At 70.7% G+C, this 22,249-nt stretch carries 20 protein-coding genes and 2 pseudogenes; 12 read left to right on the top strand and 10 right to left on the bottom strand.

The window, feature by feature from the left end; translation table 11 throughout:
- From GA0115240_RS03065 to GA0115240_RS03090, 6 genes and pseudogenes are all read left to right on the top strand, one after another.
- Window positions 1-1,116 (top strand): annotated as a pseudogene (locus tag GA0115240_RS03065) (molybdopterin-dependent oxidoreductase); the annotation flags it as partial.
- Entirely contained in the window at window positions 1,113-1,586 is a 474-nt protein-coding gene (locus GA0115240_RS03070; protein WP_176724973.1) for a hypothetical protein, read from the top strand. The pseudogene GA0115240_RS03065 and the gene GA0115240_RS03070, both read left to right, overlap by 4 nt.
- A 72-nt stretch (window positions 1,587-1,658) precedes the next feature.
- On the top strand, window positions 1,659-2,738 hold the full coding sequence (locus GA0115240_RS03075) for an NAD-dependent epimerase/dehydratase family protein (protein ID WP_093735095.1): 1,080 nt from the start codon (window positions 1,659-1,661) through the stop codon (window positions 2,736-2,738).
- 73 nt (window positions 2,739-2,811) lie between these two features.
- Window positions 2,812-3,543 carry a glycosyltransferase family 2 protein gene (locus GA0115240_RS03080; RefSeq protein ID WP_093735096.1) on the top strand — a complete coding sequence of 244 codons (732 nt, stop codon included), beginning with the start codon at window positions 2,812-2,814 and terminating at the stop codon, window positions 3,541-3,543.
- Window positions 3,540-4,172, top strand: a complete 633-nt coding sequence (locus GA0115240_RS03085) for a TIGR04282 family arsenosugar biosynthesis glycosyltransferase (RefSeq protein ID WP_093735097.1) — start codon at window positions 3,540-3,542, stop codon at window positions 4,170-4,172. Before GA0115240_RS03080 ends, GA0115240_RS03085 begins: the two co-directional genes overlap by 4 nt.
- Complete coding sequence (locus tag GA0115240_RS03090; protein ID WP_093735098.1) at window positions 4,169-4,873, top strand: methyltransferase domain-containing protein; 705 nt, start codon at window positions 4,169-4,171, stop codon at window positions 4,871-4,873. Before GA0115240_RS03085 ends, GA0115240_RS03090 begins: the two co-directional genes overlap by 4 nt.
- 11 nt (window positions 4,874-4,884) lie before the next feature.
- Here GA0115240_RS03090 and GA0115240_RS03095 read toward each other — a convergent pair whose 3' ends face one another.
- The 3 genes and pseudogenes from GA0115240_RS03095 to GA0115240_RS39100 form a co-directional block, all read right to left on the bottom strand.
- On the bottom strand, window positions 4,885-5,100 hold the full coding sequence (locus tag GA0115240_RS03095; RefSeq protein ID WP_093735099.1) for a hypothetical protein: 216 nt from the start codon (window positions 5,098-5,100) through the stop codon (window positions 4,885-4,887).
- On the bottom strand, window positions 5,097-5,768 hold the full coding sequence (locus tag GA0115240_RS03100; RefSeq protein ID WP_202450976.1) for an RNA polymerase sigma factor: 672 nt from the start codon (window positions 5,766-5,768) through the stop codon (window positions 5,097-5,099). The genes GA0115240_RS03095 and GA0115240_RS03100 overlap by 4 nt, the downstream gene beginning before the upstream one ends.
- 366 nt (window positions 5,769-6,134) lie before the next feature.
- Window positions 6,135-6,374 (bottom strand): annotated as a pseudogene (locus GA0115240_RS39100) (FAD-containing oxidoreductase); the annotation flags it as partial.
- Window positions 6,375-6,586: 212 nt separating this feature from the next.
- Between GA0115240_RS39100 and GA0115240_RS03115 the strand changes: the two are divergent.
- The 4 genes from GA0115240_RS03115 to GA0115240_RS37825 all read left to right on the top strand — a co-directional run bounded on the left by GA0115240_RS03115 (window position 6,587) and on the right by GA0115240_RS37825 (window position 10,117).
- Window positions 6,587-7,690, top strand: a complete 1,104-nt coding sequence (locus GA0115240_RS03115; RefSeq protein WP_093735129.1) for a lactonase family protein — start codon at window positions 6,587-6,589, stop codon at window positions 7,688-7,690.
- 274 nt (window positions 7,691-7,964) lie between these two features.
- Window positions 7,965-9,128, top strand: a complete 1,164-nt coding sequence (locus GA0115240_RS03120; protein ID WP_093735100.1) for a lactonase family protein — start codon at window positions 7,965-7,967, stop codon at window positions 9,126-9,128.
- A 33-nt stretch (window positions 9,129-9,161) separates the two neighbouring features.
- Window positions 9,162-9,413 (top strand): hypothetical protein, encoded by a 252-nt coding sequence (locus tag GA0115240_RS03125; protein ID WP_093735101.1) that lies wholly within the window; start codon window positions 9,162-9,164, stop codon window positions 9,411-9,413.
- 128 nt (window positions 9,414-9,541) lie between these two features.
- A complete protein-coding gene (locus GA0115240_RS37825) occupies window positions 9,542-10,117 on the top strand; it encodes a hypothetical protein (RefSeq protein ID WP_237554555.1) in 576 nt (191 codons plus the stop codon).
- Between the two features lie 143 nt (window positions 10,118-10,260).
- On the opposite strand, the gene GA0115240_RS03135 is transcribed toward GA0115240_RS37825, so the two are convergent.
- The 7 genes from GA0115240_RS03135 to GA0115240_RS03165 form a co-directional block, all read right to left on the bottom strand.
- On the bottom strand, window positions 10,261-11,586 hold the full coding sequence (locus GA0115240_RS03135) for an amino acid permease (RefSeq protein WP_093735102.1): 1,326 nt from the start codon (window positions 11,584-11,586) through the stop codon (window positions 10,261-10,263).
- Between the two features lie 243 nt (window positions 11,587-11,829).
- The gene (gene nhaA / locus GA0115240_RS03140; protein ID WP_237554556.1) at window positions 11,830-13,062 is read right to left on the bottom strand and encodes a Na+/H+ antiporter NhaA; all 1,233 of its coding nucleotides are present in this window, start codon (window positions 13,060-13,062) and stop codon (window positions 11,830-11,832) included.
- Between the two features lie 187 nt (window positions 13,063-13,249).
- Window positions 13,250-15,658 (bottom strand): phosphoketolase family protein, encoded by a 2,409-nt coding sequence (locus tag GA0115240_RS03145; protein ID WP_093735104.1) that lies wholly within the window; start codon window positions 15,656-15,658, stop codon window positions 13,250-13,252.
- Window positions 15,633-18,422 (bottom strand): cation-translocating P-type ATPase, encoded by a 2,790-nt coding sequence (locus GA0115240_RS03150; protein WP_093735105.1) that lies wholly within the window; start codon window positions 18,420-18,422, stop codon window positions 15,633-15,635. Before GA0115240_RS03150 ends, GA0115240_RS03145 begins: the two co-directional genes overlap by 26 nt.
- 92 nt (window positions 18,423-18,514) lie before the next feature.
- Window positions 18,515-19,366, bottom strand: a complete 852-nt coding sequence (locus GA0115240_RS03155) for a slipin family protein (RefSeq protein ID WP_093735106.1) — start codon at window positions 19,364-19,366, stop codon at window positions 18,515-18,517.
- Window positions 19,367-19,548: 182 nt separating this feature from the next.
- A complete protein-coding gene (locus tag GA0115240_RS03160; RefSeq protein ID WP_093735107.1) occupies window positions 19,549-19,983 on the bottom strand; it encodes a pyridoxamine 5'-phosphate oxidase family protein in 435 nt (144 codons plus the stop codon).
- Between the two features lie 171 nt (window positions 19,984-20,154).
- Window positions 20,155-21,066 carry a universal stress protein gene (locus tag GA0115240_RS03165; RefSeq protein ID WP_093735108.1) on the bottom strand — a complete coding sequence of 304 codons (912 nt, stop codon included), beginning with the start codon at window positions 21,064-21,066 and terminating at the stop codon, window positions 20,155-20,157.
- A 309-nt stretch (window positions 21,067-21,375) separates the two neighbouring features.
- On the opposite strand from GA0115240_RS03165, the gene GA0115240_RS39105 reads away from it, so the two are divergent.
- The gene (locus GA0115240_RS39105; RefSeq protein ID WP_141708702.1) at window positions 21,376-21,897 is read left to right on the top strand and encodes a CBS domain-containing protein; all 522 of its coding nucleotides are present in this window, start codon (window positions 21,376-21,378) and stop codon (window positions 21,895-21,897) included.
- Entirely contained in the window at window positions 21,783-22,208 is a 426-nt protein-coding gene (locus GA0115240_RS37835) for an STAS domain-containing protein (protein WP_370673265.1), read from the top strand. The genes GA0115240_RS39105 and GA0115240_RS37835 overlap by 115 nt, the downstream gene beginning before the upstream one ends.
- Window positions 22,209-22,249 lie beyond the last annotated feature (41 nt).

The following is a 22,249-nucleotide window of genomic DNA, read 5'->3' on the forward strand; positions in this document are numbered from 1 at the left end:
GGCAAGGGCCTGCTCGGCTCTATCTGTTCTCCTGGCCCACCCACCCCTACCTGGCTGTACCGCGTCACGCAGGGACTTCACGTCACGCTCGGTGTCGGTGCTGGTCCCGGTGCTGCTGGCCAAGCTCTGGTCGGTGGTCCCGAAACTCTTCACGCTGCCACCCGTCGCGGTCGGCTGGGGCACGCCCTGGACCGGCTGTCGCTGCTGCTGCTCGTCGGGGGTGGGATCTTCGAGTTCGTCACCGGCCTGCTGAACGTCCAGTTGGACTACGTCTTCCCGGGGTCGTTCTACCCGCTGCACTTCTACGGCGCGTGGGTCTTCGTCGGGGCGGTGGCAGCCCATGTCGCCCTGCGCATGCCCCAGGTCGTGCGGGCCCTGCGCAGTCGGGACTTCCGCGCGGAACTGCGCACGCCGACCTCCCGGACGAAGCCGGAGCCAGCCGACGACAGCGGCCTGGTGTCCACTCACCCCGCCGAACCCACGATGTCGAGGCGCGGGGCGCTGGGCATGGTCGGTCTCGGCTCCTTCGTGCTCTTCCTGGTGACTGCCGGCCAGAGCATCGGCGGACCGCTGCGCACCACCGCCCTGTTGGCACCGCACGGCCGTCAGCCGGGCGACGGCCCGGGCGGCTTCCCGGTCAACAAACCGGCTGCGACCGCGCACGTCCGCCCGCAGGACATCGGCGAGAACTGGCGGCTGACCGTCCGCGGCGCGACCGGCCGCAGCGTCACCCTCACTCTCGACGGGCTCCGGCAACTGCCCCAGTACGGCTCGGCGCTGCCCATCGCCTGCGTCGAGGGATGGTCCACGGAGAACCAGCACTGGGAGGGCGTACGGCTGCGGGACCTTGCCGCGCTGGTCGGCCACGAGACCGAACCGCCCGGGGTGTTCGTGGAGTCCGTGCAGCTCGCCGGGTCCTTCCGGGCGGTGGCGCTGCGCGCCAACCAGGTCGGCGACGGACGCTCGTTGCTGGCCCTGCGGGTCAACGGCGCCGAACTCTCCCCGGACCACGGCCACCCCGCCCGGATCATCGTGCCGGACGCACCGGGCGTGATGAATACCAAATGGGTCCGCCAACTGAGCTTCGGCGCGACGGACTTCGAGGAGCACGCATGAAACGCCTGTTCCGCGCCGTTTACGGCGAGTCCGCCTTCCACCTACTGGTCCTGCTCGCCTCCTTCGCCCTGTGCGGCTACGCGCTCGCCCGGCTGCTCACAGGCGACTGGTGGGGCGTGGTGGAGTGGGCCGTCGGCGCCGCGCTGATTCACGACCTGGTGCTGGTGCCGCTCTACGGCGGCACCGACTGGCTGCTGCACAAGGCGTTGCGAGGCCGCCGGCCGGGATCACCGGCGCGGATCATGCTGGTCAACCACATCCGGGTCCCCGCCTTCCTTTCCCTGCTGCTCCTGCTCGTCTACTGGCCGCTGATCTCCCAGGACGCCGGGGCGACGTACCGCAGGGCGACGCTGCTGTCGCCCGGGGTGTTCCTCGGCCGCTGGGTGCTGATCACCGCTGTGCTCTTCGCCGCCTCCGGCTTGCTCCTGGTGTTCCGCCAGTGGCGGGCGGCCCGGGGCAATCGCAAGTGAAATCCTTACGAACCTGTGGTGCCCGTGGTGGCAGTGGTCCGCCGGACTGCTTGTCACCCTAGGGTCCGATCCATGCGCGTACTTGTCACCGGCGGCGCCGGCTTCATCGGCTCCCACATCGTTGCCGCCCTCGCGGCCCGCGGCCACGAACCGGTCGTCCTCGACGCCCTGCTGCCCACCGCCCACGCGGTCCCGCCGGCTCGACCGCCCGCCGGGACCGCCGAGTTCATCGCCGAGGACGTACGGAACCCCGAGGCCCTGTCCCGGGCACTGCGCGGTGTCCAGGCGGTCTGCCACCAGGCCGCGATGGTGGGCCTCGGCAAGGACATCGCCGACACCCCGGCCTACGTCGGCTGCAACGACCTGGGCACCGCGCACCTCCTCGCCGCCATGGCCGGCGCCGGCGTCCAGGACCTGGTGCTCGCCGGATCCATGGTCGTGTACGGAGAAGGCCGCTACGACTGCCCGCGGCACGGCCGGGTGACCCCCGGCCCGCGCACGGTGGCCGATCTGGACGCCGGGCGCTTCGAACCCCGCTGTCCGCAGTGCGGCGCCGACCTGACGCCGGGCCTCGTCGACGAGGACGCCCCCCTCGACCCGCGGAACGTCTACGCCGCGACCAAGCTCGCCCAGGAGCACCTTGCCGCCGCCTGGGCCCGCGCCACCGGCGGCCGGGCGATCGCACTGCGCTACCACAACGTGTACGGCCCCGGCATGCCCCGCGACACCCCGTACGCGGGTGTAGCCTCCTTCTTCCGCTCGGCCCTCGCCCGCGGCAGGGCCCCGCAGGTCTTCGAGGACGGCGCCCAGCGGCGGGACTTCGTCCATGTGCGGGACGTGGCGGAAGCCAACGTCCTCGCGTTGGAAGGTGTCGGCGACCGCCCGGACGGCGTGCTGCGCGCCTACAACACCGGCAGCGACAACCCGCACACTATCGCCGACATGGCGACCGCCCTCGCGACCGCGCACGGCGGACCGGCCCCCGAGATCACCGGCGAATACCGGCTCGGCGACGTCCGGCACATCACCGCCACCTCCGGCCGGCTGCGCGCCGAACTCGGCTGGGGGCCCGAAGTGTCCTTCGCCAAAGGGGTCGCCGAGTTCGCCCACGCGGCGCAGCGGGAGGGAGCGCCGACGCCTGCCGCGCCCTGACCGCGGATGTTCCCCGCCGGCCGGTCCGTTCCGTTCCTTTCCGCCCCGAACCTTCGACACGACTGGATCCCTCGTGAACCCCACCGCCGACGTCGTCCTGCCCTGTCTCGACGAATCCGAGGCCCTGCCCCGGGTGCTGGAACGCATCCCGCCCGGCTGGCGGGCCATCGTCGTCGACAACGGCTCCACCGACGGCTCCGCGCGCATCGCGGCCGATCTCGGGGCAACTGTGGTGCACCAGCCGCGCCGCGGCTTCGGCGCCGCCTGCCACGCCGGACTCCTCGCGGCCCGGGCCGAGTTCGTGTGCTTCTGCGACTGCGACGCCTCCCTCGACCCCGCCCTGCTGCCCGACTTCGTCGACCGGATCGCCGCCGGAGACAGCGACCTGGTCCTCGGCCGCCGCCGACCGGTCACCCGCGGAGCGTTCCCGCCGCACGCCCGCGCCGGGAACATCGCCCTCGCCCGCATGCTGCGCCGCCGCACGGGCCTGCGGCTGCACGACCTCGGACCGCTGCGAGCGGCCCGACGCGAGGCCCTGCTCGCCCTCGACCTGACCGACCGGCGCAGCGGCTACCCGCTGGAAATGGTGGTCAAGGCCGCCGACGCGGGCTGGCGGATCACCGAACGCGACGTCCCCTACCACCCGCGCACCGGCCGCTCCAAGGTCACCGGAACCTGGCGCGGCACCTGGCACGCCGTGCGGGACATGCGGGCGGTGCTGGGGGCTCCGCCGGTGACCGGTGCGGTGCCAGCCGGTGCCGCGGATTCTGCGGGCGTGACGACGGGCTCGGCAGGTGCCCGATGACCACACTGATGGTGATCGCCAAGGAACCACGGCCCGGACGCGTCAAGACCCGGCTGACCCCGCCGTACACGCCCGAGGAGGCGGCCGCGCTGGCCGAGGCGTCACTGGCCGACACCCTCGCGGTCCTCGCGGCGAGCCCCGCGCGGCGGCGGTTGCTCGTACTCGACGGGACCCCCGGCCACTGGCTGCCGGAAGGAATCGAGGTGATCCCGCAGACCGGTGGTGGCCTCGATGAACGGCTCGCCGCCGCCTTCGCGCTGTGCGAGGGTCCGGCGCTGCTCATCGGCATGGACACCCCGCAGATCACTCCCGAGCTGCTGCGGCCCGCGCTGCTGCCCGACCGCGACGACCCGGCGGACGCGTGGTTCGGACCGGCCACGGACGGCGGGTTCTGGGCGCTGGGCCTGCGGGAACCTGACCCGACTCTGCTGCGGGGAGTGCCGATGTCCACCCCGGACACCGGGCGGGTGCAGCGCGGCCGGCTCACCGGCGCCGGCCTGACCGTCCGCGACCTGCCCGAGCTGCGGGACGTCGACACCGCGTCCGACGCCGAAGCCGTCGCCGCACACGCACCCGGCAGCCGCTTCGCTGCCGCCCTGGCCCGGTTCGCCCCGGCGGGCGCACGATGAGCGTCCGCGTCAAGGTGCCCACGGCCCGGGCATGGTCGACCGCCGACCCGTACGCCACCGCACTGCGCACCGGCCGGGGGCCCCTCTTCCTGCACCGCTCCGACGGCTGGCTGCTCCCGCTCGACATCGAACGCTGGTGCGCTGAGCCCGACGCGGCCGACCGATCCGTGCTCCATGCCTGCCACGGTCCGACGCTCGACATCGGCTGCGGCCCCGGCCGCCTTGTCACCGCCGTGGCCGCGCGGGGCCTGCCGGCTCTGGGCATCGACGTCAGCCCCGAAGCCGTCCACCGCACCCGGGCCACCGGCGGTACCGCCCTGCTCCGCTCGGTCTTCGACCCGCTGCCCAGGGAAGGCCGCTGGCGGACCGCGCTGCTCATCGACGGCAATATCGGCATCGGCGGCGATCCCGCCGCCTTGCTCACCCGAGTACGCGGCGTGCTCCACCCGCACGGAAGACTCATCACCGAGGCGGCGCCCTGCGGTATCCCCGACGACCTCGACGAGCGCTCGGAGGTCCGTCTCCACGACGGCATCGGTGCTCACGGCATCACTTTCCCGTGGGCCCGGGTCGGGCCCGCCGCCCTCCACCGGTATGCCGCCGCGGCCGGGTGGGTCCGGGAATCGGCCTGGACCGTCGAAGGCCGCCGATTCGTCCAACTGCGGGGGTGCCACTTCTCCGGACGGCCGGCGGACAGCTGACCGGGATGCGGTCAGCCGCCCACTGCGGCCAGCAGACCCTCGAAGTCCTGTGCGCAGGGGCCGCAGGCCCGCAGATGGGCCGCCATGCCCGGGTAGCGCGCCTGCGCGTTGCCACCCGCTGCCACCAGGTCGACGTAGACGTGCAGCATCTCCATGGCCTGCTCGCAGCCGACATCGCGGGGATCGGTGTGCAGGAAATGGTCGATCCGTGCCGTTGCCTCGTTCACGTGTCTTCTCCCTTCCGGTCCAGGTGCCCACCGGCGACGAGTTGGGCCCGCACCTTGCGCCGCGCGTCGAAGACCGTCTTGTAGATGGCATTGCGGTTGGTGCTCCAGCGCACCACCAGGGCGTCCAGGGGTATCCCGTCGAGCACTACGGCGACGAAGACCTGGCGCTGGTGCTCGGTGAGCACGTCGTCCACCGCCTGCCGGAAGGCGCGGACCAGCTCACGCCACTGCGACTCGTGGGCCGGGTCCAGGCCCAGCCGGTCGGGCAGTTGGTCCCAGTCCTCCGTGGCCAGCGCCTCGGTCGGCCGGCGCCAGAAATGGCGACCCACCTTGGAGGAGACCTCCAGGATCACGAAGCGGTAGGCCCACGTGGTGAAGCGGCTCTCGCCCCGGAAGCCCGCCAGCTTGCGGGTGACGGCGAGCAGGGCGTCGGCGGCGGCCTGGTGGGCCAGGTCATCCACCTCCGGGCCGCTGATCCGGGTGTCGGAGCCCCGACGGCGCAGCTCGCTCCTGGCGATACGGAGGAGTACGGCGTGCAGGCGCTCGTACGCCTCCTCACGCGTCCGCGCGGAAGCGTCGCTCAGCGCCGCCACCCACGCCGCGGACTCCGGATCGAGGCCCGGCTTCGCGGTGGCGGTACCGCCGCTTTCGAGGTCCCTGTGTCCCATGGCGGCAACCGTAACAGCGGGCCCGGCGGCCCGTTCTTGTCGCACCCGCCTCTCACCTCTACTGCCCGGCGTGCTCCCTCACGTAGCGGACCAGCCCCGCGACGTCCTCGGGTACGAGACTGCCGATGGCGCCGTTGGAGTAGACGGCCACCACGACCCGGCCCCGCGGGTCGAGCAGGAAGTGCCTCGGTGTTGGGAACGCGGCCGATCGCCGACAGCAGGTGGGAGCCCTCGATGTGCTCCTCGCCGTCCGGGGTGCGGACCGTCAGCCGCACCTGCCCGCCGTCCACCTCCTCGACCCGGACCGGCTTCGCGGAGGCCGATGTAGCCCCCGCCGAGGATGATCAGGTGCTCGGGGAGCGTGTCCAGTTCCATGATCGTCGTCGAGTCCAGCAGCGGGACGTCCTGCGCTCCGCTGATCGTCAGCGGCCTGGGGCGGGTGCCGGTGTCGACAACGATCACCGGGGCGCCGATCTCCCGCGTCCCACCCTCCCTCAGCGCGATCTCGACGGTCTTGGGCCCGGTGAAACGGGCTTCCCCCTCGATCAGCTCCAGTCCTTCCTGCGTCAGCCGGCTCGCGTAGTTGTCGCGTGCGCCCGAGACCATGGCCCGCTTGCGCTCCCGAACGGCGGCGAGGTCGAGGTTCCGATCACGGTCACGTCGTATCCGTTCGCCTGGCGGCCGACGCCGACGCCGAGGCTGATGCCGACGTAAGAGTTGCGTTATGTAAGAGCACGTCTCTGGCGGCAGCAGAAGAAGTGATGGGGAACGGCGCCCGGCGCCGCGGCCCCCGGAACCACCTGCCGAAAGGGACGATCATGACCTTCACCGCCCTCCGCGCCGCCGGCTTGCTCACCGCGGCCCTCGCCTCCGCCGCCGTGTTCGCCGGCCCGGCCAGCGCGCACTCCCCGCACAGCGGCTCGACGGTGTTCGTCCAGACCGACAACCTCCAGGGCAACACCGTCGTCGCTTACGACCAGGCCGCCAATGGCTCCCTCAGCCAGGCGGGCACCTACGCCACCGGCGGCCTCGGCGGCCAGGAGCCCGGCACCGGACCGGACCACCTGGCCTCCCAGGGCGCGCTGACGTACGACAGCGCCCATCACCTGCTGTACGCGGTGAACGCGGGCAGCGACACCCTCACCGTCTTCTCAGTGGACGGCGACCGGCTGATCCGGCGCCAGGTCGTCACCTCCGGCGGCGCTTTCCCGGTCAGCGTGGCGGTGCACGGGGACTCCGTCTACGTCCTCAACGCCGACGACGGCGGCTCGGTCCAGGGCTACCTGAGCCTGGCGGGCGTACTGGTCAAGGTGCCGTCCTGGCACCGCGGGCTCGGCCTTCCCGCCGGCACCACTCCCGGCCAGGTCGGCGTCACCCCCGACGGCGGCAAGCTCATCGTCACCACCAAGAGCGGGAACAGCATCGACGTCTTCCCGCTCGGCTTGCTCGGCCCCGCCGCCCAGCCCGTGGTGACCAGCACACCCGGTCAGGGCCCGTTCGGCTTCACGTTCGACGCCGCCGGCCGGGCGGTCGTCACCGAGAGCGCCACCAACTCGGTTGCCACCTTCACTGTCGGCCGCGACGCCAAGCTCACCAAGGTCTCCGAAGCGGCCACCGGCCAGGCCGCCACCTGCTGGGTGATCGGTTCCGGCGACCACTTCTACGCCTCCAACGCCGGCAGCGGCACCCTCACCGGGCTGACCGAGGGCCAGCACGCCTCCCTGACAGCCATCGGCGACACAAGCACCGCCGCCGGCACGATCGACGCGGCCGTCACCGCCGACGGGAAGTTCCTCCACGTCCAGACCGGGGTGGGCGGTGGCGTCGACAGCTTCCGGATCAACTCCGACGGCTCCCTGACCAAGACCGGCAGCGTGATCGTGCCGAACGCCGCCGGCGGCGAGGGCATCGTCGCCCTCTGACCCCCTCGGGTGAGCACGGGCGGCACCCCAACCCCGGAGGGCTGCGCATGGGAAGGGGCGCCGAGGTCAAGCGGCGCCTCTTCCCATTGCCGAGAACACCGCAGGTGGTTCCGCCGTTCGACGGAGCGGCTCGCCCGAACGGCGGTTGCCGGCCCCGTCGGTCCATGAGGACGGGAGCTGCCTGCCTGATCCTGACGGCCGAACGGCGCTCCGCCCGGACCAGCCGGGCGGCGCCCGGACGCTTTCCGTCCACCCGACAGCCCGAAGGGGAACGATGAAACGCGTGCCCACGCTCTCCCGCATCGCCAAGTCCGCCATCGCAGTGGCGGCGTCCATGGCGGCATTCGCCATTCCGGCCGCGTCGGCGGCCGCGTCCCCGGCACCCCGCCCGGGCCCGGCAGGCCCCGACGGCCCGGTCTTCGTCCAGACGGACAACACCGCGGGCAACACGATCGTCGCCTACCGGCGGGCCGCCGACGGCTCCCTCCACCGTCAGGGGACCTTCGCCACCGGTGGCAAGGGCGGCATTCTCGACGGCTCGGTCGTCGACCATCTCGCGTCCCAGCACTCCCTCACCTACGACTTCGACCACCACCTGCTCTTCGCGGTGAACGCGGGCAGCAACACCGTCACAGTGTTCTCCGTCGACGGCGACCGGCTGCACCGCGAGCAGGTCATCACCTCCGGCGGCACCTTCCCGGTGAGCGTCACCGTTCACAAGGACGCGGTCTACGTCCTCAACGCCCGTGACGGCGGCTCCATTCAGGGCTACCGGATCACGGGCAACGAGCGGCTGCAGCGCATCGCCGACCGGAACCGCAAGCTTCACCTCGACACCACGACCGCCCCGGAGTTCACCCACACCCCCGCCCAGGTGTCCTTCACCCCGGACGGATCCCAGCTCGTCGTCACCACGAAGCTGGGCGGCAGCAGCATCGAGGTCTTCGGCCTCAACGCCTCCGGAGCCCCCTCGGGGCGCCATACGGTCACCACCGAAGCGGGCAGGCAGCCCTTCGGCTTCACCTTCGACGCACAGGGCCGCCTGGTCGTCACCGACGGCGTCAACAACGCGGTCCTGACCTTCCGGCTCCGCCGCGACGGCCGGCTCGTCCAGCTCGACGACGCTCCCACGGGTCAGATGGCCACCTGCTGGGTCGTCCGGGCCGGCCAGTACTTCTACGCCTCCAACGCCGGCAGCAACACGCTGTCGGGATTCCGGCAGACCCGCCGCGCCACCCTGGTGCCGCTCGGCAACACCCCGACCGGGACCGGCACCGTCGACGCGGCCGTCACCCCCGACGCGCACTTCCTGTACGTCCAGACCGGCGGGGTCGGCGCCGTCGACGCCTTCCGTATCGGCGCCAACGGCTCCCTCACCCCGGTGGGTACCGTCACCGTGCCCAACGCAGTCGGCGGCGAAGGCATCGTCGCCCTCTGACACGGAACCCTCGCCGCCGCCGCGGGCATCGCGGTGGCCGCCCCGCGGTTCGCCCACGCGGCCGGCGGCTGGCTGGGCATCAACGGAGTCGTCCACACCAACCCCGAGGGCTGCTACGACTCGGCCTTGTGGCCGTTGAGCGTGGACAACCACACCGACGCACCCGTCATTATCTGCAGTGGCTGCACCTGCTCGGGCGACGAACTCCAGACCGTCGAGCCGGGCGACCACGCCGTCAGCGAGTTCGGCAGCAGCGTCCTGGTCCTCGACTCGAACGACGACTGAGCCAACCCCACCCGACTCTGTCCTAGCCCCGGAAGGCCGGGCCTGCTACCAGGCCCGGCCACTAGGCGGACAGATTGATCTCGGTTGTCGAGACGGCAATCCCGGAGACCGAAGTGCAGGAGCTGCCCATGACCATGATCCAGACCGGCAAGATCAGCCTGAGCTCCGGGAACGCGATCGAGACCTCGGGCGGGAACACCTCGACCTTCACCCGGGTCACCTTCCCGACCCCGTTCCCGGCGGGATCCGAGGTCATCGTGCTGCCGCTGACACAGACGTTCAACGGTCCGGACACACCCGGCATCCGCGTCCACGACGTGACCGGGGCGGCGGCCGGGGCGGCCCACTCCGCAGCGGCTTCCGTCGAGACGCGGCAGATGGAGAAGGGCGCGCTGTCGTGGCGCCGGAGGGCGGCGCGGGCCGTCGGTGGTGGCAGGCCAGGACGGATCGGACGGGGGCGCCGCAGTCGCCGCGGTGGACGATCCCGGGCCGATCCGCGCGGCAGGCCGACACAGACGGGTTCCTCGATCCACCGGGCGGGGTCGACGCCGTGCCGCTCGGCGGGGACAGAGCGCACCCGGGCCGAGACCCCGCGCGAGACACTCCGCGAAGCCGCCCGCCAGGCCCTTGCCGGAGCCGCCACCCGCCCCCTGGTCCGTCGTCCGGAGCGCGCCGCCGGCTGCGCCCCGGCCCCCCACACCTGACACCCGCAACCGGCCGCCACGCCGCCGAACAGCAGTCCGGCATGTCCGCGCCGAGCCGCCCGGCTCAACTGTCCCGGGGCACTCGACCTTGACCTTGTGTCACCGACGTCTGACGGGGACTTCCGGATCGGCCGCCAGGGGCATCAGTCGGTTTCGGTGTGGGCTTCGATGTCTTCGAGACCGCTGGGTCGTCCGGCGCGGGTCCAGCGCAGGCGGAGAGCGGCGGCGATCACGATGGTGGCGGCCAGGGACAGCAGCGGCCAACCGCGCGCGAGGTTGATGATCAGGGTGAAAGCGACGGCGGTTGCGGCGGTGGCGTTGAGGGCGGCCAGCGCTCGGTGGTGTTCGGTGCGGGCGAAGTGGGTCATGGCGAGGAGGCCGATGAGGAAGCTGACGAAGACGGAGACGGCGTAGAACAGGACGAGTTTCTGCTCCTTTCCGGCGGCGGCGAGGATGATGACGGCGGCGGCTGCGAGGTAGACCAGCACGGACCAGTACGGGGTGTACTGGCGGTTCGTGCGGCCGAGCCAGGCGGGCAGCACCCCGGGGCGCCGGTCACTTCCGGCGAGGGCTTTGAGCAGGCCGGGGCCCGCCTGGAACGACGAGGACGCGGCGGCCAGCAGCAGCAGTGCACTGGTGAGCTGGAAGAGCGTGTAGAGCCAGCCGGGTCCGGAGGCGGCGTGGGCGATGTCGGCGATCTGGGTGGAGTTGTGGGCGGGCAAGCCGGTGTGGAGACGGGTGGCCAGCGCGGCCAGGGTGAGGGTCAGGCCGCCGACGATGGCGAGCAGCAGGGCCAGGGTGCCGCGGCCGAAGCGCCGGCGGGCGGTGTCGTCGAGCTGTCCGAGCTGGGCGATGGCGGTGGAGGGTGCCTCGATCCCGGTGGCCAGGGCCATCGCGACGGGGAAGGCCAGCACCACGGCCAGGACGGCGGGGAGCCCGCCCGGGTGCGGGGTGGAGGGGGCGGTGCCGTGGCTGTGCGGGCCGGTGAAGCCCAGGATGATGACGGCAACGGCGACCGTGACGAACACCGCGGTCATGCCGGCGAACAGCAGCCGCCCGCGGTGCCCGAACCAGGTCAGCCCGGCCACCGCGACCAGGAGCAGCAGCGCGAAGGGGATCCTCAACGGCGCCACGCCCGGGACCAGCGCGATCACCGCGCTGACCGCCGCCGAGATCGACACGCCGATGGTCAGGACGAAGTCCACCACCAGTGCGCCGATCGGCAGGAACGTCCACTGCGGTCCGAAGGCTCGGCCGGCCGCCGCCGCGGCGCCACCGCCTTTGGGGAAGCGGGCGACCAGTTGCCAGTAGTTCGCGGTCACGAGCACGACCAGGCCGACGACCAGGGCCATGGTGGGCACCAGCCGGGACAGGTCGCCGTGCAGAGCGCGCAGGGCCGCTTCGATGGCGTAGGCGACCGAGGAGACGGGGTCGGCGATCACGGCGAATGCGAATGCGAAGAACAGCACCGACCGCCGCGGTGGCCGGCGCAGCGCAGCGGATGCCGCAGAAGGAGCAGGCGCGGGCTGGTGCGTCACAGGCAGGTTCCCGTCGATGGGCGCGGGTGAGGACCATGCGGACCAGACTTCCCCACGGACCGTGCCTGGCCGGTGCCCCGCGCCGCACGCTGCACCGTCGGGGAAACCAGGACCGTTCGTTCACCACCCGGGGCCGCCGTCGCCGGCGTGCGGCCGGCCGCACGCTCCGGCGGGTCAGGGGCGCTCGGGGAGGGGCTGGTAGACGTCGGGGATGGCGTCATGATCGGCGTCGGCCGCCTCGTCCGCGCAAAGCCGCCGGTAGAGGCGGTTGCGCCAGCGCAGGACAGCGGTGGCCAGGAAGGCGGAGGCAAGGGAGCCGAGCAGGATCGCGGTCTTGATGTGATTCTCCCGATCAGTTCCGGGATCGAAGGAGAGTTCCCCGATCAGCAGGGAGACGGTGAAGCCGACTCCGGCGAGCAGGGATATGCCCAGCACGTCCCACCACGACAGGTCACTGTCCAGCGTGGCGCGGGTGAAGCGGGCCAGCAGGAAGGTCGAGCCGAACACCCCGGCCAGTTTGCCCAGCACCAGTCCGAGGCCGACGCCGAGGCCGGCCGGGTCGGACAGTGTCGGTCCCAGGCCGCCGGACAGCGAGATGCCCGCCGAGACCAGCGCGAACAGCGGCACCGCCACCCCCGCGGAGACCGGGCGCCAGCGGTGCTCGAACCGCTCCGACAGGCTCAGCCGCTCGCCGGCCCCGGGCAGGGCGGGAACGGCGAAGCCGAGCATGACCCCGGCGATCGTCGCGTGGATCCCGGACGCGTGCATCAGCGCCCACGCCGCCGCCCCCAGCGGCACCAGCACCCACCCGTACGTCACCCCGCGCCGGACCAGCACCCAGAACAGCGCGACCACCGCGAACGAACCCAGGAGCGCCCATCCGTTGATGCGGTCGGTGAAGACCACCGCGATCACCAGGACCGACAGCAGGTCGTCGACAACCGCCAGCGTCAGCAGGAACGAGCGAAGCCCCGCCGGCAGATGCGTACTGATGATGGCCAGCACCGCCACCGCGAACGCTATGTCGGTGGCCATCGGCACTGCCCACCCCTGCAGCGTCCCTCCGCCCGACACGGTGTTGACCGCGGTGTAGACCACGACGGGGCCGATCATCCCGCCGACCGCTGCGACGATCGGCAGCACCGCCCGGCTCGGCGAGCCCAGATCCCCCGCGACGAACTCCCGCTTGAGCTCCAGGCCGACCACGAAGAAGAACACCGCCAGCAGACCGTCCGACGCCCACTGCGCCACGGTCAGCCGCAGGTCCAGATGGGCCGGTCCGAAGGACGCGCCGGTGAAGGAGCCGTAGCCGGCTTTCCACGGCGAGTTCGCCCACAGCAGCGCCACCAGCGCGCCGGCCATCAGCATCAGCCCGCCCACGGTCTCCCGCCGCAGTACCGATGCCATCGCCCGCGCATGACGCCGGCCCGGATGCACGAACAGCCTGCGGGCGAAAAAAAGCGGAGAGGGCGGGGTGGCGGCCATAAAAACTCCCGGGGAAGAGGACAGGCGGAAGACCTCGCCGACCAGACTTCCCGGCACACCACGACAACCTTAACGCGTCCATGACGTCAAGCCGTTAAACTCCACGGCCTCACGCTTCACCGGGCTTGACGGTCATCGGGGGGCCGTGCCATGTCCAGTTGCGGATCTCGGGCAGGTCCTGGCCGTGCAGGCCGATGTAGCGGCTGTGTTCGACGAGCTTGTCCTGCATCTGCTGCTTGAGGTAGTCGCCTCGGGAGCCGAGTTCCGCGACGCGGTCGATGACGTCCATCACCAGGTGGAAGCGGTCCAGTCGGTTCTGCACTCGCATGTCGAACGGGGTGGTGATGGTGCCTTCCTCGTTGTAGCCGCGGACGTGCAGATTGCGGTTGGTCCGGGCGTAGGTGAGGCGGTGGATCAGCCAGGGATATCCGTGGAAGGCGAAGATGATGTGCTTGTCGGTGGTGAACAGCGAGTTGTAGTCCGCGTCGCTGAGTCCGTGCGGGTGCTCGGTGTCGGGTTGCAGCTTCATCAGGTCCACCACGTTGACCACGCGGATCTTCAGGTCGGGCAGATACTCGCGCAGGATCGACACCGCCGCCAGCACCTCCAGGGTGGGGGTGTCGCCGCAGCAGGCCAGTACGACGTCCGGCTCGCTGTCCTGGTCGTTGCCGGCCCACTGCCAGATCCCGGCGCCTTCGGTGCAGTGGACGACGGCGTCTTCCATGGACAGCCACTGCGGCATGGCGCGTTTGCCGGCCACCACGACGTTGACGTAATTCCGGCTGCGCAGGCAGTGGTCGATGACGGACAGCAGGCAGTTGGCGTCCGGGGGCAGGTAGACCCGCACCACGTCGGCCTTCTTGTTGACGACGTGGTCCAGGAAGCCGGGGTCCTGGTGGGTGAAGCCGTTGTGGTCCTGTTGCCACACGTGCGAGGTGAGCAGGTAGTTCAGCGAGGCGATGTCGCGCCGCCAGGGAAGCTGCTTGGTGACCTTCAGCCACTTCGCGTGCTGGTTGAACATCGAGTCGATGATGTGGATGAACGCCTCGTAGCAGTTGAACAGGCCGTGCCGCCCCGTCAGCAGGTAGCCTTCCAGCCAGCCTTCGCAACTGTGCTCGCTGAGCATCGAGTCCAGGACGCGGCCGGAAGGCGCCAGGAACTCGTCGTTCGGCTCCACTGCGGCGTTCCACTGACGGCCGGTGGCCTCGAAGACCGCGCCCAGGAAGTTGGACAGCGTTTCGTCGGGGCCGAAGATCCGGAAATTGCGGTGGTCCTCGTTGAGGGTGATCACGTCGCGGAGGAAATCCCCCAGTACCAGGGTGTCCTGCCGGTCGACGGTGCCCGGTGAGGGCACGTCCACCGCGTGCCGGCGGAAGTCCGGCATCCGCAGATCCCTCAGCAGCAGCCCGCCGTTGGTGTGCGGATTGACGCCCATCCGCCGATTCCCCTCGGGCGCCAGCAGCGCGAGGTCGGGCATCAGCCGGCCGTCCGGGTCGAACAGTTCCTCGGGCCGGTAGCTGCGCATCCAGCTCTCCAGCTGCGGCAGATGGTCGGGATGCGCGGCGTCCACCAGCAGCGGCACCTGGTGCGAACGGAAGGTGCCCTCGACCGGCAGCCCGTCGACCGTCTTCGGCCCGGTCCAGCCTTTCGGCGACCGCAGCACGATCATCGGCCAGCGCGGACGGGTGGCGTCGCCGGTGGAGCGGGCGTGCAGCTGGATCTCCCTGATCCGCTCGACGGCCAGATCCAGCGTCTCCGCCATCAGCCGGTGCATCGCCTCGGGCTCGGCCCCGGCCACCACATACGGCTCCCAGCCGCAGCCCCGGATGAACTGCTCCAGTTCCTCGTCCTCGATACGGGCCAGGACCGTCGGGTTGCTGATCTTGTAGCCGTTCAGGTGCAGGATGGGCAGGACCGCCCCGTCGCTGACCGGGTCGAGGAACTTGGTGGACTGCCACGCGGTGGCCAGCGGACCGGTCTCGGCTTCGCCGTCGCCCACCACGCAGGCCACCACCAGTTCCGGGTTGTCGAAGGCGGCGCCGAACGCGTGGCTGAGGGAATAGCCCAGCTCACCGCCCTCGTGGATCGACCCCGGGGTGGTGGGCGCGACGTGGCTGGAGATTCCGCCGGGGAAGGAGAACTGGGTGAACAGCTTTTTCAGCCCCGCCTCGTCCTGGCTGATGTCCGGGTAGATCTCGCTGTAGGAACCCTCGAGGTAGGTGTTGCCCACCAATGCGGGTCCGCCGTGCCCGGGGCCGGCGATGTAGAACATGTCGAGGTCGTATTTCTTGATGACCCTGTTCAAATGCACATAGACGAAATTCTGCCCCGGTGTCGTCCCCCAGTGTCCGACGATCAGCGGCTTGACGTCCGAGAGTTCCAGGGGGCGCCTCAGCAGCGGATTGTCGTAGAGGTAGAGCTGCCCCACGGAGAGGTAGTTCGCCGCCCGCCAATACGCGTCCATAGCGTGGAGCAGGTCCGGGGACAGGGTGTCAGCGGGTCGGGTGTGCGTGGCCATGGTCGGCTCCTTCGCGATCGGGTGTGTTCCGGCGGCGGAGCCACCGGAACAGTTCGTCGGCTCCCCAGACGATGAAGGGGAACGGGGCGATGACGGCCAGTTGCGACGGGGCGAGCGACGCGGTGCCGAAGATGTCCTGGAGGGGAGGCGCGTAGACGACGGTCGCGGTGAAGACGAGTTCGAAGGCGATGCCCCAGAGCAGCAGCGGGTTGGACCGCAGACCGATGGTGAACAGCGAGGCGTGGTCGGTTCGGGCGGCGAACGCCGTGCCGATCTGGCAGGCGACGATGCCGGCGAAGGTGATCGTGGTGGCTTGCAGATACGCGTGGTGCAGGGCCGCACCGCCCCCGGTGGGGTCGCCGGGGTGCCAGCCGGCCCGCCAGAGGGTGACGAAGAAGCCGCCCATGACCAGGGCCGCCGAGATGGTCCCCAGGAACGCCCAGGCGCGGACGAGCAGCGCCCGGTCGATGACTCCGGCGGTACGGGGGCGGGGCGGGCGGTCCATCAGCCCGGGTTCGGCGGGCTCGCGTCCCAGGGCCAGCGCGGGGAGCGTTTCCGTCCCGAGGTCGATGGCGAGGATCTGCAGGACTGTCAGCGGGAGCGGCACCGCTCCGCCGGACAGCGCGAACACGAGGAAAGGAATCACTTCGGGAACGGCGTGGGCGAAGATGTACAGGACGAACTTGCGGACGTTGTCGAAGACCCTTCGTCCGGCGTCGACGGCGGAGACGATGGTGGCGAAGTTGTCGTCGGTGAGCACCATGGTCGCCGCTTCGCGGGCCACGTCGGTGCCGGAGCGGCCCATCGCCACCCCGATGTCGGCATGCCGCAGAGCCGGCGCGTCATTGACTCCGTCTCCGGTCATCGCCACCACGTGGCCCTGGGCGCGGAGGGCTTCGCAGATGCGCAGTTTGGCCTCGGGGGACGTCCGGGCGAACACGATCTCGTGGTCACCCGAGATCAGGGCGTCCAGCTGGGCGTCGCTCATCCGGTCCAGCTCCGTGCCGGCGACGACAGGGCTGCCCTCGCCGCCGATGCCGACCTGGCGGGCGATTTCGGCGGCGGTGAGGCCGTAGTCGCCGGTGACGACATGGATCCGTATCCCGGCCCGATGTGCGGCCCGCACCGCTTGGGCGACGCCTTCCCGGGGCGGGTCGGCCATCGCCACCAGACCGACCAGCGTCAGGCCGGCTTCGGTCTCCTGCCTGCTGACCGGAGCGGGCTGTCCGCCGGGTAGGACCCGCCGGGCGACGGCAAGCACGCGCAGACCCGCGGCCGCGTAGCGATCGGTGGCAGTGCGCAGGTCGAGTTGTGCGCCCTCGTCCAGCGGCTGGCTCTGGCCGCGGGCGTCCACGAGGTCTGTGCACAAGGGCAACACGGTTTCGAGCGCGCCCTTGGTATGCACCACCACCTCGCCGGCGGTCTCGTCGACCGTCGACATGCGCTTGAGGTGGGCGTCGAAGTGGAAGACGGTCCGGCGTGCGGACGCACGCTGCGAGCTGGTCACTCCTACTCCGAGCTCCGATGCCAGCCGCAGGAGGGCGAGTTCCGTGGGGTCGCCGGTGCCGCCGGGTTGGTTCTCGACCGGCGCTTCGGCGGTCGTGCACGCGGCGGCGCTTGCTGCCAGCAGCTCGGCACGGGGATCGCCCTTTGCCCGGGCGGTGTCCATTTCGGCGCCGGGCAGCCACATCCGGGTGACCCGCATCCGGTTCTCGGTGAGTGTGCCCGTCTTGTCGGTACAGATCACCGTCGTCGAGCCGAGGGTCTCCACGGCTGAGAGGCGTTTGACGACGGCTCCGCCGCGGGCGAGTTCGCGTACTCCGCCGGCCAGGGCCAAGGTGATGGTGGGCAGCAGACCTTCGGGCACGTTGGCCACGATCAGCCCGATCGAGAAGCTGATTGCCGCGCCCCAGCCCAGACCGGCGGCGACACCGACGGGCAGAAACGCTGCCCCGATGATGACCGCGACCACCGCGATGATCCAAGTTGCCCGCCTGACCTGCTGTTCCAGCGGGCTGCGCTCCGCTGTCGCGCGCTGGGAGAGGCTGGCGATGCGGCCCAGCTCGGTGTGCATTCCGGTACGCGTGACGACTGCTTCGGCCTCACCGCCACTGCACGTGGTGCCACTGAAGACGAGTTCTTCGGCTTCCAGCAGGGCCCCGGTGACCGGGCCCGGATCGGCGGAGCGGCTGACCGGCAGGGACTCACCGGTCAGCGAGGACAGATCCAGCAGAACCGTCCCGTCGACGATGCGCGCGTCGGCGCAGACCCGGTCCCCTTCGGCGATGATCAGGATGTCGCCGGGCACCAGATCGCGGGCCGCGATCTCGCACCGCGTCCCGTCCCTGACCACACGGGCGGTGGCGGGCAGGAACGCGGCCAGCGCCTCGACGGCGCGCTCGGCCTGCGTTTCCTGGACGAAAGCGAATCCGGCGTTGAGCAGGATGACCGCCACCACGGCGATCGACAGCGCCGGCGTGCCGCCCGCCCAGGCCAGAACTGCTGCCAGCGCGAGCAGAATCGCCAGTGGCTGCGTGAACTGGGCCAGCAGTTCGCCCGGCCAGCGTCGACCCCCACGGCGGGACAACTCATTCGGTCCGTAGATCAGTTGGCGCCGCCCTGCCTCCCTGCTCGCCAGTCCCTGCCGAGAGGTCCGCAGGTCGCGGAAGAGCTCAGGCGGCGGCCGGCGCACGTCCACCTCGGCGTCCTCCTGACCAGGTGCCGCAGCACGGTCGGGCTTGTCGATGGCGGTTGACAGCACCATGGGGCTTCCTCCTGATCGTTGAACGGACTCGTGTACTCGGCGGTGTCACCCGGGGGGCTTGGGGGTCGCCCGCGGCGAGGTGGTCCCTGCTGTCACACCGACGCGCCGGCACCGTTCAGCACCGGGGCGGGGATTGTTTTCGCAGCGGCGATCGGCGGCACGGGGACTGCGGCGGCGGCCGTCTCACGGGCGAGGAAGGATCCGACCTCACCGATGGTGCTCATGAGGGGAGCGGGGAAGACGACGGTCGTGTTCTTGTCGACGCCTATCTCGACCAGGCTCTGCAGGTTGCGGAGCTGGAGCGCGAGCGGGTGGGCCATCATGATGTCCGAGGCGTCGCCGAGCGCTGCGGCGGCCATGGATTCACCTTCGGCATTGATGATCTTCGCTCGCTTCTCCCGCTCCGCCTCCGCCTGGCGGGCCATGGCCCGCTTCATGCTGTCCGGCAACTGGATGTCCTTGAGTTCGACCAGGGTGACCTCTACGCCCCACTCGGTGGTCGTGACGTCGAGGATCTCGCGGATGCCCAGATTGATCCGATCCGTCTCCGACAGCGTCTCGTCGAGCGTGTGCTGGCCGACGACCTTCCGCAGGGTCGTCTGCGCTATCTGGTCGATCGCCGTGTGCACGTTCTCGATGGCGATCACCGATTTCACCGCGTCAACCACCCTGAAGTAGGCGACGGCCGACACATCCACGCTCACGTTGTCCCGGGTGATGATGCCCTGGGACTGGATGGGCATGGTGACGATCCGCAGGGAGACCCGGCGAAGGACGTCGACGAACGGAACGATGAACCGCAGCCCCGGCGGACGCACCCCGACCAGGCGGCCGAACCTGAAGAGCACGCCCTGCTCGTATTGCTTGACCACTTTGGTCGCCATGGCGAGGGCCACGATGCCGAGAATGGCCACCACGACCAGAAGGAAGATCAGAAGTTCCATTGCCTTGCTCCTCAGAAAAGGGGGTTGCGCATGTCGCGTGCGATATCCCGGGATCGTCCTGTCGTGGGATCGGGATCGCCCTTGGCCCGTGCGCCGGACGGGGCTGGACGGTCCACGAAAGACCCCGGGTTGTGACGGTGGAGCTTCGGATTCGAGCCCTGATCGTGGACGCGGCACAGCGGCTAAACGTGCGATGACTCGGCATCCGGTGGACGCTCGAGCGATCGCCCGGCGACGAGTTCGCACGCGATCCTGATGTATGTCTCCTCCGGCGGGTACGCCCAGGAGTGGACGTCCAGTGCGCGCAGCCTCCTGCGCTCGCCGGGCTCCGTCACCACCGCGGCCCGACCGGTGACGACCACACTCCATCCGCTGCGTTCGTCGTCGTTGAAGCAATCCGCTTCGAAGGCGACTACCGCGTCGTCCACTCCGGCGGCCATTTGGGAGGACTTGGACGTACGGACGACAATGGCGGAATCGTGGTCCAGGACATACCTGACCGGCAGGACCGCGGGCAGGGCGTGGTGAGTGAAGACGATGCGCCCGATAGAGGTCATCGCCAGCAGCCTCAGGCACTCCTGATCGCCCAACTCGCGGAATCCGTCGTGGTAGTCCATACATCCATCGTCACCGCACCGGACTGTGCCCGGTAGGGCCACTCGGTCCCTCGTCCCAGGCCTGGTGGCCCCTCGTCCGGGCCGGAATCCGACGGCGGACTGGTCGCACATCCATTGCGGCGATTCGATCAGCCTGCCCGGTATGTGCCGCAGCGCGGCCGATGGTCGGTCTCAGTCGTGCGGGACGACGGCGATCGGGGCCTTCGCATGGTGCATGGCCGCGTGCGTGACGGAGCCGATGTGCGAGCCGATCGACGATCCGCGCGTGCGGCGGCCGACCACCAGCAGTGAAGCGTCGGACGCCGCCTCGATCAGCACGGCGGCGGCGCCGCCCATCCGCACGTCCGCCGTCACTTCGACGTCGGGGAACTTCTCCTGCCACGGCAACAGCGTCTGCGTCAACGCGTCCCGCACGTTCGCGGCCAGCTCGACGCCGAGGTCCGCCGGCACCGCCACGGGTGCGTATCCGTAGATCGCCGGCGGATACCAGCTGTGGACGACGCGCAGGGCAGCCGTGCGGCGGGAGGCAGTGCCGAAGGCGAAGGCGGTCACCGCGTCGCTGGGGCGCTCCAGGTCGAGCCCGAGCACGACGTCCCGGTAGCCGGAATTCCGCGACCCTTCGGAACCCTCGTCAGGCTGCCATTCGTCCGTTGCGAGTTCACCGGCACGCAGGAGCACCACCGGCCGTGTCGCGGCGGCAACGACCGCGAGAGCGACGGAACCGATCGCGAATCCCGCGACCGTGCCCAGACCACGGGACCCCAGCACGAGGAGTTCCGCATCTTCGGCCGCGGACAGCAGCGCGGGGACTGCCGGGGCACCGATCTGGTCGGCGGTGATCGGCAGCCGCGGATAGCGGCGGCGCAGTGTGGCCGATGCCTCGCGCGGTATCCGCTCGGCCCAGTGTTCGGTCGCGTCGGCGTCGGCCAGTGACCCGCTCGGGTCGTAGTTGTAGGGCTGCCAGGCCCAGGCATGCACCAGGCGCAGCGGCAGCCCGCGGCTGGTGGCCTCGCGGGCTGCCCAGTCGGCTGCGGCCAGGCTTTCGGGTGAACCATCCAGACCTGCGACAACGGTACGGATCATGGCTTGCGGCCTCCTTCAGGGGTCCGGCTTCCAGCGTCGGGGCTGCCGCCCCGGGGCAGGAGGGGCCGCAGGTCCTTCTGCCGGGGCCAAGCGGCCCTGCGGCCTGCTGCCCGGACGTTCGGACGGACCGCAGGCCGTGCTCGCGGAAATGGTCACGTACCCGTTCGGTGGGCTCGGGGCCGGGCACTGGTCGGCGGCCCTCCACGTACCCCGTAGGCCCCGGGCTCTGCCCCAATCGGCCCTTATGCCGGAAGGAGGCGAAGACGGACAGTGCAGGCAAGTCCCACACGCCAACAGGAAGGCAGCATCATGAGGCACCGCACCGTGGGCGACTTGATGACCAGCCCTGCCCTCGTGGCCCACCCCCAGTGGACGGTCGTCCAGGCGGCCCAGGTCATGGACAGGCACAAGGTCAAGCGACGGCCGGTCGTGGACGAGGCCGGTGGGCCGGTCGGCATCGTCAGCCGGGCTGATCTGCTGCGGGTCTTCCTGCGCCGGGACCGGGCGATCCGCCAGGAGATCAGCGGAGACGTCCTCGACCGCACCCTGGCGATCACTTCCACCGAGGTGGCTGTCCGGGTCGTCGGCGGCCAGGTGGCCCCGGTCGCCGTTGTCCGAAGCCGCAACCAGAATTGTCACCGTGACATCGCGCCGCAAGCGCAGCGGCCGTGCCTGCTCTGCTCACGCTCCTGGAACGGGATGAACCAACCATGGAAGTGCTCACCTTGCACGGCGAGATCGACCTCTTCACCGCCCCGGGAGTTTCCGTCCGACTGGATGCTGCAACCGTCCGACCGGGCACCGAGTTGGTCGTGGACCTGCGTGCGGTGACGTTCATGGACTGCAGCGGTCTGTCCGTGCTGTGCCGTGCACGCGAGCGTCTCCTCCGCGGCGGCGGCAGTGTGCGACTCGTCGTAAACGACTCAGCCCTCTTGCGGCTACTGCGCCTGACGGAACTGTCCGAGGTCTTCGACACGCTCACGGAACTGCCGGAGACCTTCCCCGTTGTGGCTGTCGGCCGGGTACAGCCGTATCCACGCCGGTCCTCACCCGGCGAGGAGTCGGCCGGAGGCGGCGAGGCCCTGCTGGTCGGAGGACGCGGGAACATCTCCCGCGGACAATCACGCGTGCCGCGCAGATAGGGGGACAGGCGCACACTGTGGTGCCTCGGCACCGGTGGAGG

The sequence above is a fragment of the Streptomyces sp. DvalAA-14 genome (genome assembly GCF_900091855.1).
Lineage (GTDB): Bacteria > Actinomycetota > Actinomycetes > Streptomycetales > Streptomycetaceae > Actinacidiphila.